The 22901-nt window shown below is 62.8% G+C and carries 23 protein-coding genes and 2 tRNA genes; 6 read left to right on the top strand and 19 right to left on the bottom strand.

The genetic code is table 11. From position 1 onward, the window contains the following. Window positions 1–13 precede the first annotated feature (13 nt). The 3 genes from catA to IEW63_RS11320 form a co-directional block, all read right to left on the bottom strand. A complete protein-coding gene (gene catA, locus IEW63_RS11330; RefSeq protein WP_188636748.1) occupies window positions 14–955 on the bottom strand; it encodes a catechol 1,2-dioxygenase in 942 nt (313 codons plus the stop codon). A gap of 107 nt (window positions 956–1062) precedes the next feature. Further along, window positions 1063–1353, bottom strand: a complete 291-nt coding sequence (gene catC, locus IEW63_RS11325; protein ID WP_188636747.1) for a muconolactone Delta-isomerase — start codon at window positions 1351–1353, stop codon at window positions 1063–1065. A 12-nt stretch (window positions 1354–1365) separates the two neighbouring features. Beyond that, window positions 1366–2484: a muconate/chloromuconate family cycloisomerase gene (locus tag IEW63_RS11320; RefSeq protein ID WP_188636746.1), complete on the bottom strand. Its 1119-nt coding sequence runs from the start codon at window positions 2482–2484 to the stop codon at window positions 1366–1368. 107 nt (window positions 2485–2591) lie between these two features. Between IEW63_RS11320 and IEW63_RS11315 the strand changes: the two genes are divergently transcribed. Beyond that, a complete protein-coding gene (locus tag IEW63_RS11315; protein ID WP_188636745.1) occupies window positions 2592–3494 on the top strand; it encodes a LysR family transcriptional regulator in 903 nt (300 codons plus the stop codon). Between the two features lie 151 nt (window positions 3495–3645). Beyond that, window positions 3646–4437, top strand: coding sequence for an alpha/beta fold hydrolase (locus IEW63_RS11310; protein WP_188636744.1), 792 nt, complete (start codon window positions 3646–3648; stop codon window positions 4435–4437). A 159-nt stretch (window positions 4438–4596) separates the two neighbouring features. Here IEW63_RS11310 and IEW63_RS11305 read toward each other — a convergent pair whose 3' ends face one another. The 6 genes from IEW63_RS11305 to IEW63_RS11280 all read right to left on the bottom strand — a co-directional run bounded on the left by IEW63_RS11305 (window position 4597) and on the right by IEW63_RS11280 (window position 9261). Beyond that, window positions 4597–5358 (bottom strand): HNH endonuclease, encoded by a 762-nt coding sequence (locus IEW63_RS11305; RefSeq protein ID WP_188636743.1) that lies wholly within the window; start codon window positions 5356–5358, stop codon window positions 4597–4599. Between the two features lie 44 nt (window positions 5359–5402). Further along, entirely contained in the window at window positions 5403–5876 is a 474-nt protein-coding gene (locus tag IEW63_RS11300; RefSeq protein ID WP_188636742.1) for an RES family NAD+ phosphorylase, read from the bottom strand. Beyond that, entirely contained in the window at window positions 5876–6343 is a 468-nt protein-coding gene (locus IEW63_RS11295; RefSeq protein WP_188636741.1) for an Xre family toxin-antitoxin system antitoxin, read from the bottom strand. The genes IEW63_RS11300 and IEW63_RS11295 overlap by 1 nt, the downstream gene beginning before the upstream one ends. A gap of 115 nt (window positions 6344–6458) precedes the next feature. Next, a complete protein-coding gene (gene pcaF, locus IEW63_RS11290) occupies window positions 6459–7661 on the bottom strand; it encodes a 3-oxoadipyl-CoA thiolase (RefSeq protein WP_188636740.1) in 1203 nt (400 codons plus the stop codon). Between the two features lie 9 nt (window positions 7662–7670). Then, entirely contained in the window at window positions 7671–8444 is a 774-nt protein-coding gene (locus tag IEW63_RS11285) for a CoA-transferase subunit beta (RefSeq protein ID WP_188636739.1), read from the bottom strand. Between the two features lies 1 nt (window position 8445). Next, the gene (locus IEW63_RS11280) at window positions 8446–9261 is read right to left on the bottom strand and encodes a CoA transferase subunit A (RefSeq protein WP_188636738.1); all 816 of its coding nucleotides are present in this window, start codon (window positions 9259–9261) and stop codon (window positions 8446–8448) included. 170 nt (window positions 9262–9431) lie between these two features. Here IEW63_RS11280 and IEW63_RS11275 point away from each other — a divergent pair, with 170 nt between their 5' ends. From IEW63_RS11275 to IEW63_RS11260, 4 genes are all read left to right on the top strand, one after another. Then, on the top strand, window positions 9432–10238 hold the full coding sequence (locus IEW63_RS11275; RefSeq protein WP_188636737.1) for an IclR family transcriptional regulator domain-containing protein: 807 nt from the start codon (window positions 9432–9434) through the stop codon (window positions 10236–10238). A 176-nt stretch (window positions 10239–10414) separates the two neighbouring features. After that, window positions 10415–11776, top strand: coding sequence for a Na+/H+ antiporter NhaA (nhaA, locus tag IEW63_RS11270; protein ID WP_188636736.1), 1362 nt, complete (start codon window positions 10415–10417; stop codon window positions 11774–11776). A gap of 268 nt (window positions 11777–12044) precedes the next feature. Continuing rightward, window positions 12045–13532: a SulP family inorganic anion transporter gene (locus IEW63_RS11265; RefSeq protein WP_188636735.1), complete on the top strand. Its 1488-nt coding sequence runs from the start codon at window positions 12045–12047 to the stop codon at window positions 13530–13532. Between the two features lie 15 nt (window positions 13533–13547). Further along, on the top strand, window positions 13548–14399 hold the full coding sequence (locus tag IEW63_RS11260; protein ID WP_188636734.1) for a universal stress protein: 852 nt from the start codon (window positions 13548–13550) through the stop codon (window positions 14397–14399). Between the two features lie 49 nt (window positions 14400–14448). On the opposite strand, the gene IEW63_RS11255 is transcribed toward IEW63_RS11260, so the two are convergent. From IEW63_RS11255 to IEW63_RS11210, 10 genes are all read right to left on the bottom strand, one after another. Further along, window positions 14449–14524, bottom strand: a tRNA-Thr gene (locus IEW63_RS11255). 306 nt (window positions 14525–14830) lie between these two features. Beyond that, complete coding sequence (locus tag IEW63_RS11250) at window positions 14831–16078, bottom strand: methyltransferase (protein ID WP_188636733.1); 1248 nt, start codon at window positions 16076–16078, stop codon at window positions 14831–14833. Continuing rightward, a complete protein-coding gene (locus IEW63_RS11245; RefSeq protein WP_188636865.1) occupies window positions 16059–16736 on the bottom strand; it encodes an ABC transporter permease in 678 nt (225 codons plus the stop codon). The genes IEW63_RS11250 and IEW63_RS11245 overlap by 20 nt, the downstream gene beginning before the upstream one ends. Before the next feature lie 20 nt (window positions 16737–16756). Then, window positions 16757–17449, bottom strand: coding sequence for an ABC transporter permease (locus tag IEW63_RS11240; RefSeq protein WP_188636732.1), 693 nt, complete (start codon window positions 17447–17449; stop codon window positions 16757–16759). A gap of 51 nt (window positions 17450–17500) precedes the next feature. Further along, entirely contained in the window at window positions 17501–18253 is a 753-nt protein-coding gene (locus IEW63_RS11235; RefSeq protein ID WP_188636731.1) for an ABC transporter substrate-binding protein, read from the bottom strand. Continuing rightward, window positions 18250–19032 (bottom strand): ABC transporter ATP-binding protein, encoded by a 783-nt coding sequence (locus IEW63_RS11230; protein ID WP_188636730.1) that lies wholly within the window; start codon window positions 19030–19032, stop codon window positions 18250–18252. Before IEW63_RS11230 ends, IEW63_RS11235 begins: the two co-directional genes overlap by 4 nt. Window positions 19033–19168: 136 nt before the next feature. Continuing rightward, a tRNA-Phe gene (locus tag IEW63_RS11225) sits at window positions 19169–19244 on the bottom strand. Window positions 19245–19319: 75 nt separating this feature from the next. Beyond that, window positions 19320–19592, bottom strand: coding sequence for an oxidative damage protection protein (locus IEW63_RS11220; RefSeq protein WP_188636729.1), 273 nt, complete (start codon window positions 19590–19592; stop codon window positions 19320–19322). Window positions 19593–19604: 12 nt separating this feature from the next. Continuing rightward, the gene (mutY, locus tag IEW63_RS11215) at window positions 19605–20654 is read right to left on the bottom strand and encodes an A/G-specific adenine glycosylase (protein ID WP_188636728.1); all 1050 of its coding nucleotides are present in this window, start codon (window positions 20652–20654) and stop codon (window positions 19605–19607) included. After that, complete coding sequence (locus tag IEW63_RS11210; RefSeq protein ID WP_188636727.1) at window positions 20651–22855, bottom strand: AsmA family protein; 2205 nt, start codon at window positions 22853–22855, stop codon at window positions 20651–20653. The genes mutY and IEW63_RS11210 overlap by 4 nt, the downstream gene beginning before the upstream one ends. Window positions 22856–22901: the final 46 nt, after the last annotated feature.

Below are 22901 nucleotides of genomic sequence, written 5' to 3'. Positions count from 1 at the left end.
CCCCTTGTTGTTGTCAGGCGGTGGCTTCTTCCAGGGCACGCGGGCGGGCGTGGCGATCCTGCAGGTCGGCCTTGTCGGTGCGTACCAGCTCGATGTTGAACTCGACCTCGGTCACCGGGCCGGTCACACCGAAACGCGCACCTTCGGCGGAGTGCTCCACCCGGTTCGCATCCACCACCAGCTCATCGCGAGTGGCAAAGGCGAAATCGTCGTAGGTGTACTCATCACCGGCCAGGTTGATCTGGGTGGTCAGGTGCTTGTGACCGGGCGCTTCCACGAAGTAGTGGATGTGCGCCGGACGGCGGCCGTGACGGCCGAGCAGGTCGAGCAGGCGCTGGGTGGAACCGTCCGGCGGGCAGCCATAGCCGGCGGGAATGATCGACTGGGCAACGTAGCGGCCTTCGGCATCGGTCTTGATGCGACGGCGCAGGTTGTAGTCGCTCTGGGATTTGTCGAAGTAGGAGTAACCGCCGTGGGCATTGGCATGCCAGATGTCCACCACGGCATTGGCAATCGGGTTGCCCTCGGTGTCGGTGACCCGGCCCTTGATCAGCATGGTTTCCGAGGTGGTGTCGGTACCGTCATCCATACGCGCAAAACCTTCGCACAGCGGCGCGCCGGCAACGAACAGCGGGCCCTCGATGGTGCGCGGGGTACCGCCCGCCAGGCCGGCGGCCTCGTCCTCGGCATCCATGCGGATGTCCAGGTACTTGTCCATGCCCAGACCGGGCGCCAGCAGCGCCGCCTCATTGTTCTTGCCCAGCTGGCTGACATAGTCGACGGCGGTCCAGAACTCCTCCGGAGTCACGTCAAAGTCCTCGATCAGCTGGAAGATATTGCTCATGAAGCGGTGAACGATCTTCTTGGTGCGCGCATCGCCACCTTCGGTGTGCAGGCCTGCAACCTTGTGCAGCAGTTCTTTTACTTCTTCGGTGTGCATAGTCTTGACAGTCATGGTTCTTTCCTCGTACTTGTTCTTGTCTGGATCACGTCTCTCGAGCTCGCAATCTCATCAGGGGGCGGTGCCACCTTGTCCGCTGGCACCAGAGGTTCCGCCTGGCCTCAGCGGTCGCCCTCGTGGATGGACGATGGGTGGCGACACAGAGGCGCAACCGTGATGTCCATGTAGGGGAACAGCGGCAGATTGCTGATCAGCTCCTGGAGTTCTGCGTTATCTGCCACATCGAAAATGCTCACGTTGGCGTAGCTGCCGGCCACCCGCCACAGGTGACGCCACTTGCCCTGACGCTGCAGGTCCTGGGCATAGGCCTTCTCCCGCGCCTTGATCTCGTTGATGACGTCCGCATCGATGTCGTGCGGGATGTTCACCTTCATCTCAACCTTGAACAGCATGGGTATCTCTCCTTACTTGCGGCGGTATTCAGCCAGCTTGTCTTCATCGATCTCGACGCCCAGCCCCGGGCCGGTCGGCAGATCAACACCGTTTTCGTGGTATTTGAGCGGTTGCACCACGATGTCGTCCTTCATCAGCAGCGGGCCGAACATCTCGGTGCCCCACTGCAGGTGATCCAGGGTCGCCCAGGCATGCAGCGACGCGGCGGTACCGATGGTGCCCTCCAGCAGCGTGCCGCCGTACAGGCCGATGCCCGCCGCCTGGGCCACGGCCGCCTGTTCCAGCGCACGCAGCGGACCGCCGGCCTTGGCGATCTTCATCGCCACCGCACCGCTGAAGCCTTCCGCGGCCAGCTTGTACATATCGGTGGCATCGGCGACGGCCTCGTCGGCCAGGATCGGGATATGGAATTTCGCGGACAGGCGCGCCAGGGCGGCGAAGTCCTTCATGGGCGTGGGCTGCTCGACCAGATCGATACCAGCCGCCTGCAGTTCGGCCATGCCGCGGGCGGCGGTCGACTCGTCCCAGGCCTGGTTGACGTCCACCCGCACGCTGGCCTCGTCGCCCACCGCCGTCTTGATCGCGGCAACGTGACGTACGTCCTCCATCAATGGGCGCGAGCCGATCTTCAGCTTGAAGTCGCAGTGCCGACGGGCCGCGATCAGCGTCCTGGCCTCGTCGATATCCCGGTCGGTATCACCACTGGCCAGGGTCCAGAGCACCGGCAGGTGCTGTCGCACAGCGCCACCAAGCAGCTCAGCCAGGGGGCGATTCAGGCGCTTGCCCATGAGATCCAGCAGCGCGGTTTCGATGGCGGACTTGGCGAGATTGTTGCCACGGGTACTACGACCAAGGTCTACCCTCAGGGTATTGATGTTGGTCGCCGGCTTGCCGATCAGCTGTGGTGCGAGATAGGCGTCGATGGTAAGTTTGACGCTCTCGGGGCTCTCCGGGCCGTAGGCCAGACCGCCGATAGTGGTCGCCTCGCCAAGCCCTTCAAGACCGTCAGAATCCCTGATGCGCACGATGACCATGCTCTGTACGCCCATGGTAGCCATCGAAAGCTTGTGCGGCCGGATGGTCGGTATATCCACCAGGACGGCTTCGATGGACTGGATAGTGGCGGTCATTTGGCTCTCCGGAATCGGTAACAATGAAACTGTGATTCCGACGATATGAAGTTTTTATTACGCCGACCAATATTGAATAAGTAGACAGCAATACCCTGGAGGTATGGATGGAGCTCAGACACCTGCGTTACTTCGTCGCAGTCGCGGAACAACGCAACTTCACCCGAGCGGCAGAAAAGCTGTTCATCGCCCAGCCACCACTGACCAGGGCGATTAAACAGCTGGAAGAAGAGATCGGCGTGGAGTTGTTCATCCGCAAGGCCAGAGGTCTGGAGCTGACCTCTGGCGGCAGCTATTTCCTCGTCCATGCCCAGCAGATACTCGACAAGGTAGAGGCGACGGTCGCCGATACCCGCCGCATCGCGTTGAACCGCAAGACCATCTTTTCCATCGGCTTCGTGCCTTCGGTCTTCTACGGGCAACTGCCGCTCATGGTGCGGCGCCTGCGGCAGAACAAGAACCTGGAGATCGTCCTCCACGAGCTGAAGACCCGCGAACAGGTCGAGGCGCTCAAGGCCGGCAGGATCGATATCGGCTTTGGCCGCATCCGCATCGAGGACCCGGACGTCGAACAGGAAAAGCTGTTCGACGAGCCGCTCATCGCGGCCCTGCCCGTGGGGCATCCGCTTACCATTCGCCCTCCCAGCATGAAGGAGCTGGCAGAGGTCAATATGATCGCCTTCCCCGCCACCGCCGGGCCCAACTTCGCCGACCTGACACTCGGCCTGTTCCGCCGGCGCGGCCTGAAGGTCAACATCATCCAGCAGGTCAACGACCTGCAGACGGCACTGTCACTGGTCGCCTCGGAGATGGGTTTCACCCTGGTACCGGAACAGGTGAGGCGGCTCCAGCGTGAAGGCGTGGAATACATGCCGCTGGCTGATGATCACATCACCGCACCGGTACTGGCATCCCGGCGCGCCGGAGAAAACCCCAACGCCATCATGCGCCTGACCAACACCATCCTTGCGGAGCTGGTAGAAAACCGCCTCACCGGGCGCTACCCCTGACCGGACCGATGCTGCGCCACATGTTCGACTTTCATCGCAAATGCACACGGCCCCCTTGACGGGCCACGATGCCGGGTCGCAACATGTTCGGCTATCAAACAGCAGTTCACATAACGAACTTCTGCCAATATTCATCGAACGGGAGAACGCCATGACGTTTTGCATGCACAAGGGCCGCACCATCAGCTATCGCCTGCTGGGCGACAGCGCAAAGCCGCTGCTGGTACTTGCCCATCCGCTGGGCATGACCCAGGGCATCTGGGACGACATGCTGCCAGCACTGCTGGATAACTTCCGGATCATCACCTGGGACCTGCCCGGCCACGGCGCCAGCAGCGCCTGGCCTGAAGAAGCCGGTGCCATCGAAGCGCAGGACCTGGCAGAAGAAGCGCTGGCGCTCGCTGAAATTGCCGGCGCGCAGACCTTCCATTTTGCCGGCACCTCCATTGGCGGCGTCATCGGCCAGCAACTGCTGAGCCAGCACCCCGACAGGCTGCTGTCCGCCACCCTGACCAACACCGGCCCGGTCATCGGCACCCCCGACGGCTGGCTGCAGCGCTCCGTCGCGGTAATGGAACAGGGCCTGGAAGCCATGGCCAAGGACATCGTCCCCCGCTGGTTCGGCCCCCGCGCCTGTGAACAACAGCCGGCTCTGATCGACGGCTGGCGCGTCCAGCTGGGCCGCACCGACAAGCGCAGCTATGCCCTGCTGTGTGAGATGCTCGGAAGGTGCAACTTCACAGAAGCCTTCAAGGGCAAGCAACTGCCCAAGGTCAATGTGATTGCCGGTACCGATGACGTCGCGACGCCGCCGAGCTCGCTGGAAGCGCTCTCCAGCGCACTGGGCGCAGCAGCGCCGCTGGTATGGGAAAATGTCGGGCATGTGCCGGCAGTAGAGTGCCCAGAGAAGATGGCGGAGCTGCTGGTCAAGCAAACCGCCTGACTGGAAAGGCGGCGCAACCTGGCTGGTTGCGTCGCCGTGCCGATAGTAACCAACACCCCAACTCCTCTCCCATCCGAGCACCGAGCCCGGAGCCTTCAGTTAGCTTTAGCAAATGTGATTACTAATTTAGTAACGGCCGATCGAGGCCCTTACCAAAACTTAGCCGAGAAACACCTGCTCCCTGTGCTGCTGCACGAGTTGCGGATCTGGACTGAACCGCTCCGGCAGTTCAATCTTCTGGCCCTCAACAGACTGGAAGTGTGTCTGCAGCGGTGGCTCGGGCCTTTTCAGCGCTACGGACAACACCACCCGCCAATCTTCGTCTAATGTGATCAATCCTTGATCAAAAGCACGGTCATACAGCGCGGACAGGCAAAGGCCATTGTGAGGGTTGAGGCGATTAGCTTTGTCCTGGCGCCAGGGGACGATATGGCTCGCCAGCAATAAGCGCGGCTCGGCTAGGCCGGTTATGCAGCAACGGCTTTGGTAACTGGAGAGCACGGTTCGGCGAAAGAACGCTTGGCCTATGCGTTGCTGAATAATTTGGGCTCGGGTTTGGCCGGTGTAGTCGGGCAGTTGGTCATCGACATGGAGCGAAGTGAAGGCAGTCGTATCGCCAAGGGCTTCTCGGATGCGATTAGCCTCCATGACCAGCCCCTCCCAGTTGGAATGGAACTCATCCCAGACCGCCTGGTCGAGCTTTGACGCTCCGCTCAGGCCCTTACGGCCGGAACCAACGATAACTGGATCCAAGCTCGCCAGGTTGACTAGTTTCATCGCGACGGCCGAAGGGGTGCGGCCAATAAGGTTGGCCAGGGCGATAACCTCTGGGTTGCTATGATGCAACCGGCCAAAGGGCAATTGGCAGTAGAGGTGAAAAGCCAGTTTCACCTGCTCTTCTGTCCATGCTTTCCTTGTCATAGCGGGCTCCATTGGTATTCTCTGCAATCATGATTACGCACCCATCATTTAACCAGCCGCTGATCCAGCTCAAACGCCACTGGCTTCACCGTCCTCAGACAATTCTTGAACGTCGGATGATTCACATTAAGGATCACATTGCTCTCGATGGGGATGACTGTGCTGGGAATGACGAGGGCAACGCCGTCACCCGAATCTATCCAGCCTTTTCCCATTGTCATTGTGCTCAACGGAGGCGGGTCGTTTCTCCAGTCGCGGGGTAGATCCTTGTCGGCAAGATAACGGATCTCGGCTATCGGCACCTCGATGGTGAGCAGCACGAATGCCGGCAGCGGCCCGGTCGATTGCAGGTGCACCAGTGTCTCCAGCGTGGCAAGTGATGCACTGCCGGCAGCGTATACGCAGGGCACGCCCTTGGGGTTCCAGCGGCCACCGAACTTCATCGAGCCGTCGCCCGAGAAAGCCTCATCAACATACTGGCGTTTGACGATGCGGTAGTAGGTGGCTACCTGGCTCATCAGGTGATGATCCCGTGCTCAATCCGCGCGATCAGATCCAGCACTGCGTTGGTACCCACGCTGGTCGATATCAGCTCGCTTGGCTGTTTGCCTCCCAGCGCCTTGGCCGGCGTTTCGAGCCAGCGAATTGCCGCGGCCCTGTCACCTTCGAATAATGACTCAGCTGCCATCAGAATTTTCGCGTAGCGAACTATCCGATCGCTTTCTTCGGCACTGAACCGGCCGCCCTTGGCCCGCCTGTCCAATGTGGCGGGAGGAATGCGCAGGATGGCTGACAGCTGTTTCTTGTTGTGGCTGACGACGTTCATCAGTTTCTGGAAGGTGCCCCAGGTCAGGCCCTGTTCCACCGCCTGGTGCAGATCCTGGGTGCTGGCGCCCAACCCCAGCTCGGTGAGAATCGCGGTGCTCATGATGCCTGAGCGCTGGAGGTCGCTATTCTGCGGCGTGGGTATGTAGCGTTGGGCCATGGCTTGAAGCCTCACAATATGATTTTAAATACACCACATGATTATCGGCCGGTCTTTCATGAAGAGCAATGCCGACAGCAGAGCGCCTGGTGGACGCCCTGTTGCCGGCTGGGATTTATACTCGCTCGATCAGCATGGCAATCCCCTGCCCCACACCCACACACATGGTGCAGAGCGCGTAGCGGCCGCCGCTGCGCTGCAGTTGCAGGGCAGCAGTCATCAGCAGGCGCGCGCCGGACATGCCCAGCGGGTGGCCCAGGGCGATGGCGCCGCCGTTGGGGTTGACCCGCGCGTCGTCGTCCTTGATGCCGAGCTCGCGCATGACGGCCAGGCCCTGGGCAGCGAAAGCTTCGTTGAGTTCGATAACGTCGATCTGGTCGATGGTCAGGCCCTGCTTGTCCAGCAGTTTGCGTACCGCCGGGACCGGGCCGATGCCCATGATCCGCGGCTCGATGCCGGCGGTGGCCATGCCGAGCACCCTGGCAACCGGCTTGAGGCCGTGCTTCTGTACCGCGGCGGCACTGGCGACCAGCATGGCGGCGGCACCGTCATTGACGCCGGAGGCATTACCCGCGGTGATGCTGCCGTTCTCGCGGAAGGGAGCAGGCAATGCGTTGAGCTTTTCGATGGTGGAGGCACGGGGGTGTTCGTCCTTGTCGAAGATCAACGGCTCCTGCTTGCGCCGGGGAATCTCGATGGCGACGATCTCTTCATCGAAGATACCCTCTGCCTGGGCCTTGGCGGTCTTTTCCTGGGAACGCAGGGCGAACAGGTCCTGGTCTTCCCGGGAGATGTTGAACTGCTCCGCCACGTTCTCGGCGGTCTCGGGCATGGAGTCGATGCCGTACTGCTTCTTCATCAACGGGTTGACGAAGCGCCAGCCGATGGTGGTGTCTTCGATTTTCTGACCACGGGCGAAGGCGCTGTCGGCCTTGCCCATGACATAAGGCGCGCGGGACATGGACTCGACGCCACCGGCCAGTACCAGGTCCATCTCGCCGGCCTTGATGGCACGGAAGGCGGTGCCGACTGCGTCCATGCCGGAGCCGCACAGGCGGTTGATGGTGGTGCCGGGCACGCTGGTCGGCAGACCGGCGAGCAGCGCGGACATGCGGGCAACGTTGCGGTTGTCCTCCCCGGCCTGGTTGGCACAGCCCATGATGACTTCTTCGATGGCTTCCGGGTTCAGCTCGGGAGCCTGAGCCAGTACGGCCTCGAACACGCGGGCGGCCAGGTCGTCCGGTCGCACGCTGGACAGGGTGCCGCCAAAGCGGCCGATGGCCGAGCGCTTGGGGTTACAGATAAATACGTCAGTCATGTCGACTCCTCAGTTGCCGGCGTGGTGAGCTTCGGTACGAGCCTTGAGTTCGCGCAGCACCATCAGCTCCTGTTCTGTGGGCGCCGGTGTGGTATCCAGCTGGTCGGCAAAGCGGATCTCCCAGCCAGTCGCCTCGATCACCTGCTCGCGGGTGACGCCGGGGTGCAGGGAGGTCACTACCAGCTCCTTGGTCTGCTCATCCGGTCTGAGGATGCACAGGTCGGTAATGACCACAGTCGGGCCACGGCCGATGTTGGGCACATTGTCCCGTGCCTTGCCGTCGCGACCGAAGCCGACGGTGGTGATGAAATCCACGTCCTTCACGAAGGTGCGCTTGGAGTGCTTGACGGTGATGAACACTTCGCGGGCGTTGGTGGCGATCTCCGGCGCACCGCCACCACCCGGCAGACGCACCTTGGGATTGCGGTAGTCGCCGATGAGGGTGGTGTTCAGGTTGGCGTAGCGGTCAATCTGCGCGGTGCCGAGGAAGCCGACGCTGATATGGCCGCCCTGCAGCCAGTAGCGGAACATTTCCGGAACCGACACTGTGGTCAAAGCCGAAGAGCACAGCTCGCCGTCGCCGATGGACAGCGGCAGTACGTCGGGCGCGGTCTGCAGGGTGCCGGATTCATAGATCAGGGTGATGTCGGGAGCGTGGGTCAGGCGCGCCAGGTTGGCTGCCTCACTGGGCAGGCCGATACCGACGAAGCAGGTCATGTCGCTTCGCAGAGCCCGCGCGGCGGTGATGCTCATCATTTCCGAGGAGGTGAATTCGGTAGTCATCTCAGGCGGCTCCTTTCTCGAATACGTTCTCTTTCAGCCAGTTCTGGAACAGCTCGCGGTCACGGGCGATGCCGTCCCAGTTCTTGTAGAAGGCGTTGTCGCGCTCGTAATAACCCAGCGCATAGGAGGGCGCCGCGCCCCGCTCTGCCACGGCGATGGCAGTGATAGCCCAGCTGGGAATAACGCAGGCGTTAACCGAGGCACCGAGATCATCAACGATCTCTTCCACGGTCACGATGCTGCACTTGGCTGCCAGCACTGCTTCCTTCTGTACTCCGACGATCCCCTCGACCAGCACGTTGCCCTTGCGGTCGGCACGCTGGGCGTGGATGACGGTGACATCCGGGCGTATCGACGGTACCGCCGCCAGGCGTTCGCTGGTGAAGGGGCATTCAATGAATCGGATCTGGTCGTTGACCATGGGCAGATCGCTGCCGATGTAGCCGCGCAGCACAGCGAGCGGCAGGCCGGCCGCGCCGGCTTCAAAGGCGTTGGCCATGGCGGCATGGCTGTGCTCGACCAGCTCCAGCGGGCGCGGCCAGCCCGCTTGCACGGCGTCCCGCATGCGGTGCAGCGAGCCGACGCCGGGGTTGCCACCCCAGGAGAAAATCAGTTTTTTCACGCAGCCGGCGCCGATCAGCTGGTCGTAGACCAGGTCCGGCGTCATGCGGATCAGGGTCAGGTCACGCTTTTCCTGGCGGATGATCTCGTGGCCGGCGGCGAAGGGAATCAGGTGGGTGAAGCCTTCCATCGCGACGGTATCTCCGTCCTTGATCAGGGTTTTCACCGCGTCCTGCAGAGAGAGGAATTCTGCCATCACTTGTCTCCTGAAGCGGCTCTGCGCTTTGTTCGTAGTGCGAACTTATGTTCTACTTGCGAACATGATGTCGGAGATGCTGCTGCTCCGTCAACTCCCACCTTGGTCGAATTCGGAATATCCACCCAGTGTTCGGACTGCGAACAGTGTTAAGATCCGCAGCATTCTTGATGGAGGAGGGCCTCGCTCTGGACAACAAACTCAAACCCGGGGACCGCGATTACGTGGCGGCGCTGGCCTCAGGCCTGCAGATTCTCAGGGCATTCGATGCCGAACATTCGCGCCTGACCCTGACCGAAATGGCCGGACTGACCGGCATGGACCGGGCCAAGGCGCGGCGTTTTCTGCTGACGCTGGAGTCGCTGGGGTATGTCCGGCGCGACGGGCGATACTTTGAACTGACGCCACGGGTGCTGGAGCTGGGCCATGCCTTCCAGGCGTCCAATCAGTACCGGGCGGTGATCCAGCATTACCTCCAGGACATCACCGCAGAGATCGGCGAGTCGTCCTCGCTCAGCGTGCTGGATGGAACCGAGGTGGTCTATGTGGTGCGCTCGGCGGCTCCCCACCGGCTGATGGCCATCACCTTGTCGCCGGGCACCCGGCTGCCGGCGGCCTATACCTCCATGGGTCGCGTACTGCTGGCGCAACTGCCCGATGCGGAACTCGACGCGCGACTGGATCAGGTGGCCTTGCAGGCACATACCCCTCATTCACTGACCAGCAAGCGCGCCCTGCGGGAGGACATTCTCAAGGTGCGCAAACAGGGGTACAGCATCGTCGATCAGGAGCTGGACCTGGGTCTGCGTTCAGTCGCCGCTCCGGTATTTGCCGGCAATGGCGATCTGCTCGGCGCGGTGAACATCAGCACCAACGCTGCGCGGGTGCCGCTGCCGATGCTCCGGGAGGATTACCTGCCGCGCCTGCTGCAGCTCGCGGAGACCGTGCACAAGACGGTGCAATCAGCGGCGGGCTGAATAACCCGGGCCGGGAATCGCTCTGGGGTCTATGCTTCCAGTTACACCTTTAGTCGTTGGCGGGGTGGCCAGACGTTGACCCAGCCGCTATATTCCGCCCCCAAGGTGTGTCGCCGCGATGTTGCGGTAAGGACAGGTTTTTGCGTGGGTCGGGCCGCCCGCGCTGGAGACTCCAGATGACCCACCCTCATTCCGGGCAGGATTTGCCTCGTGCCCAGCTTTTTGCTCAGCGGGCCTTTGCCACCGTTGAGCGCTTCATGCATATCCAGGCTTCCAGCGGCATCGTCCTGCTGGTGGCTGCCGCCATCGCCCTGATCTGGGCCAACTCTGCCTATGCTCCTTCCTATCACGAGTTGTGGCACATACCGCTGTCCATCGGCCTGGGCAACGTCACCTTCTCCCAGCCGCTGCACTTCTGGGTGAATGACGTCCTGATGACAGTGTTCTTTCTCGTGGTGGGCATGGAGGTCAAGCGGGAGATCCACGAAGGTTCGCTGAGCAATCTGCGTCAGGCAATGCTGCCGATCGCTGCGGCTGCCGGAGGCGTAGTGGCGCCAGCGTTGATCTACGTGGCGCTCAACCACGGCAGCGCCGGGCTGGACGGCTGGGCCATACCCACTGCCACGGATATTGCCTTCGCGGTAGGGCTGCTGGCCCTGCTGGGTCGTTCGATTCCCAGCAACGTACGGATCTTTCTGCTGGCACTGGCGATCATCGACGATATTGTCGCGATTCTCATCATCGCGCTGTTCTATTCCGAAGGCCTCAACCCGAGCGGTTTCATGGTCGCCGGCGTTGGCGTACTGATGGTGCTGGCACTGCAGAAGATGGGCATCGGCAACGCCTTCGCCTATGTATTTCCCGGTGCGGTGCTGTGGATCGGCATGCTGATGACCGGTGCCCACCCGACCCTCGCCGGCGTGGTGCTTGGCATGATGACCCCGGTAATCCCGGTGCGCCTGCGCGAACGGCCTCTGGAAATGCTCGCACGGGTGGCCAGTGAGCTGACCGGGCGTGCCTCCACGGCAGGTCGTGACCTGGAGAGCATGAGCGCCCATCTGCGCTCGCTGCGCCTGGCACAGCGCGAAATCATGCCGCCGGTGGTGCGGGTGCAGCATGCCTTGCATCCCTGGGTGGCCTTCGGAGTAATGCCGATCTTCGCCCTTGCCAACGCCGGCATCACTCTGGATGGCATTGATCTCACGGTCGATGGCGCACAGTGGGTCACCATAGGCGTGATAGCCGGGCTTGTGCTGGGCAAACCCCTGGGTATTGTGGTTATGGCCTGGCTGATGGTGCGCCTGAGACTGTGTACATTGCCGGTGGGCGTGAGCTGGGGAGGCATCTGGCTTGTGAGCCTGTTCGCCGGGGTCGGCTTCACCATGTCGATCTTTATCGGCATGCTGGCCTTCACTGATCCGAACCTGCTGGGTGCAGCCAAGCTGGGCGTGCTTGTCGGCTCGGTGATCGCCGCTGTGCTCGGGCTGATGACCGGCTTTGTCCTGCTGCGGCGCAGGGCGCGCGCCACCGCGGTTTGATGTTGGAACTGCCCGCCGCCAGGGAGGGTGGCGGCGGGCAGGTTCGATTCCCCGTCCCCGTTACGGTATAGTCAGCGCCCCAAGCAAGCCTCTTACCAGACAGAACCGACTATGACCTTCTCGCAGCCTACGCCGCCGTAGCGTTCCCCTCTCAACGTCATCTTCACTGCTGTCCAGCGGGCGACCAGCCTGCGCCTCAATCGACAGCTTCTGCCGTTTTTCCCGCGCCGGCCTGATGCCATCCACGCGCCTGCAGTTGAGACAGAACATGCTTTACACCCTGAAACAGGAATGGTTTTCCAACATCCGCGGAGACATTCTCTCCGGCCTGGTGGTTGCTCTGGCACTGATTCCCGAGGCCATCGCCTTCTCCATCATTGCCGGCGTCGACCCCAAGGTCGGACTGTACGCCTCCTTCTGTATCGCCGTGGTGATTGCCTTCACCGGCGGTCGTCCCGGCATGATCTCCGCCGCCACCGGTGCCATGGCACTGCTCATGGTGACCCTTGTGCGTGAACACGGGCTGGAGTATCTGCTGGCCGCCACCCTGCTGTGCGGTGCGCTGCAGATTCTGGCCGGGTATCTGAAGCTGGGCGGGCTGATGCGCTTCGTCTCGCGCTCGGTGGTGACCGGCTTCGTCAACGCGCTGGCCATTCTCATCTTCATGGCCCAGCTGCCGGAGCTGGTGAACGTGACCTGGCATGTCTATGCCATGTGTGCAGCGGGCCTGGCCATCATCTATCTGTTCCCCTACGTGCCGCGCATCGGCAAACTGCTGCCCTCGCCGCTGGTATGCATCCTGACGCTCACCGCCGTGTCGCTGTATCTGGGGCTGGATATCCGCACCGTTGGCGATATGGGCGAGCTGCCGGACACCCTGCCGGTGTTCCTCTGGCCGGATGTGCCGCTGAACTTCGAGACGCTGGCGATCATCTTCCCCTACTCCGCCGCGCTGGCTGTGGTCGGCCTGCTGGAGTCGATGATGACCGCGACCATCGTCGATGACCTGACCGACACCCCCAGCGACAAGAACCGCGAGTGCAAGGGCCAGGGCGTGGCCAACATTGCCTCCGGCCTGATGGGAGGCATGGCCGGCTGCGCGATGATCGGCCAGTCGGTGATCAACGTGAAATCGGGCGGGCGTACCCGCCTGTCCTGCCTGATTGCCGGGGTCGTGCTGCTGATCCTGGTGGTCTTTCTGAGCGACTGGGTCCGGCAGATTCCGATGGCCGCGCTGGTCGCGGTGATGATCATGGTGTCCATCGGCACCTTCAGCTGGGCCTCGGTGCGCGACCTCAAGCGCTATCCGCTGTCGACCAACATCGTCATGCTGGTGACCGTCGCCGTGGTGGTGTGGACCCACAACCTTGCCTTCGGTGTACTGGCCGGCGTGCTGCTGGCCTCGCTGTTCTTTGCCAACAAGGTCGGGCATTATCTGGCTATCAGTTCCACCCTGGATGCGTCAGGCAGGCAGCGAACCTACAAGGTGACCGGGCAGGTGTTCTTCAGCTCCGCGGACAAGTTCATCGGCGCATTCGACTTCAGGGAAGTACTGGACAAGGTGGTGATTGACCTGAGCAGCGCGCACTTCTGGGACATTACCGCGGTATCCTCGCTGGACAAGGTAGTCATCAAGTTCCGCCGCGAGGGCACCGAAGTGGAAGTGCTCGGGCTCAACCAGGCCAGCGCCACCATCGTCGACCGCTTCGGCGTGCACGACAAGCCGGACGCCGTCGACAAGCTGATGGGCCAATGACGAGAGGACGCTCACATGACCGATATCATCGCCTGCATTGATGGCTCCCGCTCCGCCCCGGCGGTATGCGATTACGCTGCCTGGGCCAGCCAGCAACTGGATGCCCCGCTGGTCCTGCTGCATGTGCTCGATCGGGCGCTGTATCCACAGTCCGACGACCTGAGCGGAAATATCGGTATGGACAGCCGCGAGCAGCTGCTCGAAGAGCTGGCCCGGCTGGACGAGAAGCGCGCCCGACTGGCCCGCGAGCAGGGCGAACTGACCCTAAGGGCCGCCTGTCAGCGCGTGGTGGATGCGGGCTACGCAGCGCCACAGGCCATGCACCGCCATGGCAATCTGGTCGAGACGCTGATGGAGCAGGAAGAGAACATCCGCCTGCTGGTGATCGGCAAGCGCGGCGAGGACAGCACCCGGCCGAGCCAGCTGATCGGCAGCCAGCTGGAGAATGCCATACGCAGCATGCGCCGCCCGGTACTGGTCACACCTACCGAGTTCCGCATCCCGCGCAGCGTGCTGCTCGCCTTCGATGGCAGCGCCACCGCCGACAAGGGCATCGATATGATCTGCGCCAGCCCCCTGCTGCGTGGCCTGCCGATCCACCTGGTGATGGTGGCGGCGCAGAGCGACAGGCACCGGCAGCAGCTGGATGCCGCCGCCGAGCGGCTGCGAGGCGCCGGCTACGAGACGCACACGGCGCTGCTGTCCGGCGAGGTAGAGGACACGCTGCTGGGCTATCAGCAGGAGCATCAGCTGGATCTGCTGGCAATGGGCGCCTACGGCCATTCGCGCATCCGCGAATTCTTCATCGGCAGCACTACGACTACCATGCTGCGACGGTGTACGACGCCATTATTGATGTTGCGCTGAAGACTGCAGCAATAAAAAAGGCCCGCATTTCTGCGGGCCTTTTGCATGGTGGTGCCGGCACCAGGAGTCGAACCCGGGACCTACTGATTACAAGTCAGTTGCTCTACCAGCTGAGCTATACCGGCGCGGGTTTGCATTATATAGAGTCGGCAGCAACTGTAAAGCTCGGGCATGCCTGAAACGGCAAATTCAGCGCTCGGTGCGGCCATTCGTCACTTGTGCACTACTTCTCGCCCAACACTTGATGATCAGCTCGTAAGTCATTGTTTCCGCGTATCGTCCACACTGATCATTTTCTGTACGCCTCGCTGTAAGCCGCGTCACCAAAGGCTCACAGGGGGTTACCAAGCGGCCATCAACAGTCTTATGCACAACGTTCGGGGATAACTGAGCAACACTGAAATCTGTGGATAACTCTGTGCGCAACCGGTTCACTGGTTGGGAGTTAGCTGTGCCGGCCTTTCCGCCACCAGCAGCAGGTTACGAGGCGTCAGATGCTGTGCACAGAACTGCCCAAGCTCCACGCGGTAGCCCTGCTCCTGCAGAAACAGTGCCCGGTCCAGCAACAGCCAGACCTCCAGCGGCCGGCGGAACAGGCCGGGGAGAAGTTCGAGGTTGCGTACCTGTGCCAGGCGCTCCCAGCCCTGCTGCTCCAACGCCGCCCAATCGGGCGGCTCCGGCAGCCGCAGGCCATGATGCGCGGCCAGATCCCGACAGAACGGTGCGATGCCCTGTCTGAAGGCGGCCTCCGGTCGCGGCGGGGTCGGCAGGTAGCTGTCCACTTCCCTGGCCTGGCGCTGCCAGATATCGAATGCCAGTCGCCACGCCATGGACTGGTCGCGCAGACGGCGAACCCGCTGGCCGGCGGTGACGCTTTCCTGAAGGGGGAGGCCCAGCTCCTCCCTCGTCAACCTGAGCTGACTGTCGCAGGCAGCTCGGGACAGGGGCTGGTAATGGTCTGTACTGATGCGGTTATAGCAGCACGGTGACAGCGCCAGCTGGCTGCATCCCCGCGCTGCGGCTACCTGCAGCAGGGTCATATGCAATTCACCACAGGCATGCAGGGCGACGACGCTGTGCTGCGGTTGCAGGTGTTGCCAGCTATCTGGCGCGAGTACATCCGCATCGAGGTGCTGGCTGGCTATTCCCAGCTGCAGCCCGAGCTCGGCGCCCTGCCTGTTCAAGGCAGGGTCCCGCTCAAGACAGGTCAGCGGCTGGCCACCCTGCCAGGCCAGCAGCCGGCCAAGGTGCCCCTTGCCGGCGCACCAGTCGAGCCAGTGTCGGGTCGGCAACTGCCAGCGTTGCCGGGCCTGGTCGGCGAACAGCGTGATCTGCTGCCATTTTCGACCCGGTACATGTCTGCTCAGCAGGTCAGGCAATGCTGCGGCAGGCGGAGCTTCCCATGTCGGCAATTCGGCCAGCCGCTGGGCCTGCACTGCGAGGCGGGCAAAGGGTTCGGGAGCATCCAGCCACTGCGGCTGGTTGTGCGCGGCTTCAGCCTGTTCCAGCGAGCGGCTGCGCAGCCAGCGGGCAAGTTGGGGGTAATCCGCTTCCCATGGCAGGACGGGGATCGTGAAGGGGCGTGGCCGCCAGATGCCCTGGTGTTCAAGCAACCAGGCATCCAGTTCGGCAAAGCGGGCAGCGTAGTCGATGCCCGCTTCAGCGGCTGCGGCTGGCATCCACTTTCAGCCAGCGTTCGAGCAGCCTGAACAGCTGGGTGAACACCAGGGTGATGACCAGATAGATCAGGCCGGCAATCAGGAAGAACATCTCGTACTGATAGGTCCGCGCGTTGAGCGTGCGCACCACGCCCATGATGTCCAGCAGGGTCACCGTGTAGACCACGGCGCTGGCCTTGAGCATCAGGATGACTTCGTTGCCGTAGGCCGGCAGGCCGATGCGGATCGCCCGCGGCAGGATGATGTGCTGCAACGCCTGGCGCTTGGACATGCCCAGCGCCCGGGCCGCTTCCACTTCACCGGGCGGTACCGCCTGGATGGCGCCGCGCAGGATCTCGGCGATATAGGCGGCGGTATGCAGGGTCATGGTGATCAGCGCGCACCAGTACGGCTCGCGCAGATAGGGCCAGAGCGCGCTCTCGCGCACCACCTGGAACTGCGACAGCCCGTAGTACACGAGAAACAGCTGCAGCAGCAGTGGCGTGCCGCGGAAGAAGAAGATGTAGCCGTACGGCAGCGCCCGTACGTACCAGTGCCGGGAGGCGCGCCCCAGGCCCAGCGGGATGGCGAAGAACAACCCCACCACTACCGCGATGCCGACCAGCTCCAGGGTGACCAGGGTGCCTTCCCACAGCATCGGCGCCCAGCGGACGATCATTTCCCAACGTTCAGCCCAGGTCACAGTTCGGTCCTCGCATAACCGCGGTTGGCCCGGTGTTCAAACCAGTGCAGGGCCGCCATGATGATCACGGTCAGGCCGAGGTAGATCAGCGCCGCCATGAAATAGAAGGTGAAGGGCTCCTTGGTCGAGTTGGCTGCCACCTGCGCCTTGCGCATGACCTCCTCCAGTGAAATCAGCGAGACCAGCGCAGTATCCTTGAGCAGGATGAGATAGAGGTTGCCAAGCCCCGGCAGCGCCACCCGCCACAACTGCGGCAGGGTGATGCGCCAGAAGATGCGCGGCCGGGACATGCCCAGTGCCAGCCCCGCCTCGCGCTGGCCCGGCGGCAGCGACAGCAGCGCACCGCGGAACACTTCGGTGGCATAGGCACCAAAGCAAAGGCCCAGGGCAATGGTGCCGGCCAGAAACGGGCTGAGGGTCAGGTACGGATTACCGAAGTGGCTGCCCAGCCAGTTCATCATCGAGGTGGTGCCGTAGTAGGCCATCAGCACCCACAGGGTCTCGGGTACCCCGCGCACCACCGAGGTATAGAAACCGCCGATTCCGCGCAGCGCGACATTGTTGGCAATCTTGGCGCTGGCACCGAGCAGGCCCAGCAGCAGGCCCAGCGCGACCGAGGCCAGCGACAGGCGTATGGTCATCCAGGTCCCTTCCAGAAGGGCCGGACCAAATCCGTGTAATTCAGGCATGAGAGTAAGGTCTGATATGCGCAACCGGGCCCCTCAGGGCCCGGTTATCCGTCAGCGGATGCTGAAGGGGAAGTACTTCGCGTTGATTTTCTCGTAGGTGCCGTCTTCGATGATCTCGGCCAGCGCCTTGTTCAGGCGCTCGCGCAGCGGGTCGCCCTTGCGTACGGCAATGCCGATCTTGTCATCATCGAACACCGGATCATCCTTGAACTCGAAATCGGCACCGGCTTCGGTCTGCAGCCATTCGTACTGCACGAAGACGTCCGCCAGCACACCATCGATACGGCCGGAGGCCATGTCCAGATACGCGTTCTCCTGGGTGTCATACAGGCGAATGCTGACCACGTCGTCGAGGTTTTCTTCCAGCCACTGACCGGCAATGGTCGCGCGCTGGGCGCCGATGGTCTTGCCCTTGAGATAGTCCTCACTCACCGTGAAGTCGCTGTTCTTCGGCGCGACGAACTGCAGCTTGTTGGTGTAGTAGGGTTCGGTGAAGTCCACCGCACGCTTGCGCTCCTCGGTGATCGACATGGAGGCGACCAGGAAGTCGAAGCGACGGGTGTTCAGTGCCGGAATGATGCCATCCCAGTCGGAGGTCACCACGCTGCACTCGGCGCCCATCTTCTCGCACAGGGCGTGGGCGATATCCAGGTCGAAGCCGACCGCCTTGCCGGTGTTGTCGATTTCGTTGAAGGGAGGATAGGCGCCTTCGGTACCGATGCGCAGCTTGTCGGCCGCCACTGCCTGACCACCCAGGAATACGGCGGCCAGGGCCGCCAGGAGAACTGCCTTGTAGCTCTTCATCGATACTGCTCCTTCTTATGGCTGGACATGAACTGTCTGCAACGCTCGGATGTGGGGTTATCGAACACCTGTTCCGGCGTACCCATCTCTTCCACCTGGCCCTGATGCAGAAATACCACCTTGCTGGACACCTGGCGGGCAAAGCTCATTTCGTGAGTCACCAACAGCATAGTACGTCCTTCCTCGGCCAGCGCCCTGATCACCATCAGGACCTCATTGACCATTTCCGGGTCCAGTGCGGAGGTGGGCTCGTCGAACAGGATCACCCGCGGCTTCATGGCCAGGGTGCGGGCGATGGCGGCCCGCTGCTGCTGGCCACCGGAAAGCTGTGAGGGGAAGGCGTGACGCTTGTCGGCAATGCCGACCTTCTCCAGAAACACCTCGGCAGCGGCAATGGCATCAGCCTTGGACTGGCCGAGCACCCGACGGGGCGCCTCGATGATGTTGTCGAGGATGGTCATGTGCGGCCACAGATTGAAGCTCTGGAAGACGAAGCCGACCCGGGCGCGCAGCCGGTTGATCTGGGCATTGTCTGCGGCGACCAGCGCACCATCGCGGCGCGGCTTGAGCCTGAGCTCTTCGCCGGCCACCAGGATCTGGCCCTTGTGGGGATTTTCCAGCAGATTGATGCAGCGCAACAGGGTGCTCTTGCCGGAACCGGATGAGCCGAGGATGGAAATCACGTCGCCGTCGTGGGCGACCAGGTCGATACCCTTGAGCACTTCAAGGTCGCCGTAGCGCTTGTGCAGGTTACGCACTTCGAGAGCTGGAGGTGTCACGTAAAAGTATCCAAAGTGAAGCAATGCCGCAAAGCTAGCACAGCCGCTGGGTCTGACCAACAGTCAGGATGGCCTTCCCGATAAAAGTCGCACAAATGAAAAAGCCCGCTGGGATGAGCCAGCGGGCCTGGAATAATGGTGCCCGGGGACGGAATCGAACCGCCGACACGGGGATTTTCAATCCCCTGCTCTACCGACTGAGCTACCCGGGCAACGGGGCGCTATTAAACGATTCGGGGCGATACATGTCAAGCATCGCCCGCAAATATTTTACTTTTATCAGCCGCTTAGGCTGAAGGGGGCACATACCCCTCGGCCTGGGCGTACTCTTCGCCGGCCAGGAACTTGTCCATTTCCTGCTGGATGAACCTGCGATCCTCGGCGTCCATCATGTTCAGACGACGCTCGTTGATCAGCATGGTCTGGTGCGCCTGCCATTCATCCCAGGCCTTCTTCGACACGTCGCGGAAGATTTCCTCCCCTTTGGGGCCGGGGTAAGGCGGGCGTTCGAGGCCAGGCAGTTCCTGTTTGTATTTACGGCATAAAACCATGCGTGACATGGGCATCTCCTCTCAGGCAGCCAGAATCCGCTCTACCCGCTCGAGCAGTTTGCTGACCGGTGCGGCCAGGCCCAGGCGGGTGGGCTGGCGCAGGTTATACCAGAGCTGCCCGGCTTCGGCCACGCCGGATGTCGGCTGCACGCGCACCAGCAGCGGCTGGATATCAAGGTGAAAATGGCTGAAGGTGTGCCGCAGCGGCTCCAGCTCCTGCTGCTGGCGCAGTTGCCAGCCGTTCTGTTGCAGCAGTTGCTCGAGCTCGCCGCGGTCATCCAGCTGGGGAGGACACCAGAGCCCGCCCCAGAGGCCGCTGTCCGGCCGGCGCTGCAACCAGATGTCGCCATCCGGGTTGACCATCAGCGGCATGATGCACTGGCGTACCGGCAGGGCCTTGCGCGGCTTGGAGTGCGGGTAGGCAGTGGGCGTGCCCAGCCTGCGCGCCTCGCAACCGGCCTGCACAGGGCACAGCAGACAGGATGGTTTGCTGCGGGTGCACAGGGTGGCGCCCAGGTCCATCATCGCCTGGGTGTAGTGGTTGAACCGCCGGGGCGGCGTGTACCGCTCGGCAATCTCCCACATCCGGTCCTCCACCGCCCTTGTTCCCGGCCAGCCTTCCACCGCGTGGTAGCGGGCCAGCACGCGCTTCACATTGCCGTCGAGAATCGGTGCGCGCAGCCCCATGCTCAGGCTGGCGATGGCCCCGGCCGTGGAGCGGCCGATGCCCGGCAGTGCCTGCAGTGCATCGACGCCCACGGGAAACTCGCCACCGTGCTCATCCACCACTATCTGCGCGGTCCTGTGCAGGCTGCGCGCGCGGCTGTAGTAGCCCAGCCCGGTCCACAGATGCAGCACCTCATCGGCGTCCGCCGCTGCCAGCGCCTGCACATCCGGCAAGGCCCGCATGAAACGCGCGTAGTACGGGATCACCGTAGCCACCTGGGTCTGCTGCAGCATGATCTCCGAAACCCACACGCGGTAAGGTGTCATGTCCTGCTGCCAGGGCAGGTCCTTGCGCCCGAACTGGTCATACCAGGTCAGTACCGCGCGGGAAAATTCCTCACTCACCGGTTGAACAACCCTCTGATGGCGTCGCGCACTTCCGGTGCCTTGTCGCCCAATTTCTCTTCCAGCTTCTCGCTGACCTTGTCCTCGATCTTGCGCTCGGCCTCGTTGCGCAGCAGCTGACCGGCGATACGGGTGACGCCCTGGGTGTCCACCCCGCAGCTCTTCGCCGCGTTGTGCAGGTAGCCCTCGCAGCGCAGCGGCCACTCGATGCCGACATAGCGCTCGTTGATCCGGCACGCCGGATCGGGCATCTCCCGCTGATCGCCCTGCAGCACCAGGCCGACACCGTAATCAAGGCGTTGATCCGGCAGATTGATGTCCCCGTTGCCGCGGGCGGTTATCCCCGGCAGCGCTGCTGTCAGGTCGCGGCTCTGCACTGTACCGTTGACGATCCGGAAGCTGCCGCTGAGTGTGTCGAAGGGCGTGGTGTCGGCACCGAAGTCCGAGCTCAGCTGTTCGCGGTTGGCCAAGGCGATGGCCTGACACAGCCGGTGCTCGAGATTCACCCCGAGCAGGGCTCCGTCCGCCACATCGAAGCGCGCTTCACCGTTGAGGGCATTGACCCAGCTGCGCACGCTGTTGCCCTGGGTCTTCAGGTTCAGCTCGAGGTTGAGCCGCCCCCGGAACTGCTCCGGAACCTCGTAGGCCCGCTGCAGTGCCTGGGAATCCATGCCGGAGAGGCTGGCGGTCAGGCTGATCGGCGCGGGCATCCGGCCGGCATTGATCGTTCCGCTGGCAGCGAACTGTCCGCCGAATACGCCGCCCTCGAACTGGCGCAGCTGCAGATGGCCGTCACGGGCCTGCAGCGCCATGCGGAACGGGCTGATGCGCTGGCCGGTGAGCTGCACCTGCTGCATGTCCAGACTGCCGACCACGTTCAGGCCGGCGAGGGTTTCCATTGGCAGCACCGACTCATTGCTCCAGGGCTCCGGCGCTGCCTGAGAGCTGCTGCCTCCCTGAGCGGCTGCCGGGGCGGAGGCCGGCGTCGCTGCGCTCTCTCCCGCGGACGGCGGCGGCAGATAGTGATCGATGTTCAGGCTGGATCCGGCAAGATCGAAGCGCAGCGCCTGCGTCTCGAAGCTGGCAAGCCCCAGGCTGCCGGTCATTTCGGTACCATCGACCACCAGCTGCATGTTGTTGAGCATGAGGCTGTCGGCACTGCCATCAATCTCGCCGCTCAGCGCAACCTTGCTCAGGGCGTCGGCGCCGGCCATTTCCGGAAGCGACTGACCCAGCGCATGCATCAGCTTTCTGGCGTCGAATTCGGCGACATTGATGTTTCCGGCCAGCTGCATGTCTCCATCAAGCTGGGAGGCGCTGACGGCTCCGGTGGCGCGCAGGTCGGCCAGCGACAGGCGCAGTTGCTGCAGTTCGGCAGTCTGCGCGGCGAGGTCGATGACGCTGTCCCCCTGCAGGCGCATGCCCACCGCACGGCCGTTGAAGGGGTCGCCGCTGGCATCGAGCCTGAGGTCGAAACCGTCGAGCTGATAACGCTCGGCCTGCAGATCGAAACTGGCCACGGTGTTCAGGTCGATGCGCACGCGCATGGCCGGCTGGGTAGTGGTCAGCAGGCCCAGAAACTCGACGTCGAAGGCCTCCCCTTCCAGCAGCGCGCCGGTGCTGAGATTGACCTCCTCGAGCACGATGCGCTGATCCTTCTGGCGATCCACGTAGTTGATCCGCGCATTGGTGATGCGCACGCTCTGTACGGTGACGTCGAGCTCGCCATGCTGCTCGGCCTCCTCCTCCGCTGCGGCGCGCCCTTCCTCCACCGCTTCGCCTTCCTCCGCCGGGTCGCCCTGAGGCCCTATGCTCGACCAGTTGGCGGCGCCATTCTCGTCCACTTCCAGGTTCAGGGTGATGCTGTCCAGAATCACGTCACTCATGCGCAACTGGCGGCGCAGCAGTGGTAATACCTCGACCCCCAGGCCCATGCTGCCTACCTGCGCCAGCGGCTGCGCGGGCTGGTCCACCGGCGCAATGCCGACTTCCTGCAGTTCGATACCCAGCCAGGGGAACAGTGACCAGCCGATCTCACCGCCCAGGGTGAGCTCGACGTTCGCCTGTTCGCGGGCGGCCTGCTGTATCTGCTCCTTGTAGTCGTTGGGGTCGAACATGCGGGTGAGGAAGAACAGCACTCCCACCGCCAGAACGACAAGAGCGAGGACCACCAGACCGACGATTCTGGCTAGCTTTTTCATGGGGACTCCGGCAAATCGCTGTGATCAGGAAACATTAATGGTTGTG

It is taken from the genome of Halopseudomonas pertucinogena, from assembly GCF_014646575.1.
In the GTDB taxonomy this organism is placed as follows: Bacteria; Pseudomonadota; Gammaproteobacteria; order Pseudomonadales; family Pseudomonadaceae; genus Halopseudomonas; species Halopseudomonas pertucinogena.
This window is presented reverse-complemented; position numbering and strand designations above follow the sequence as displayed.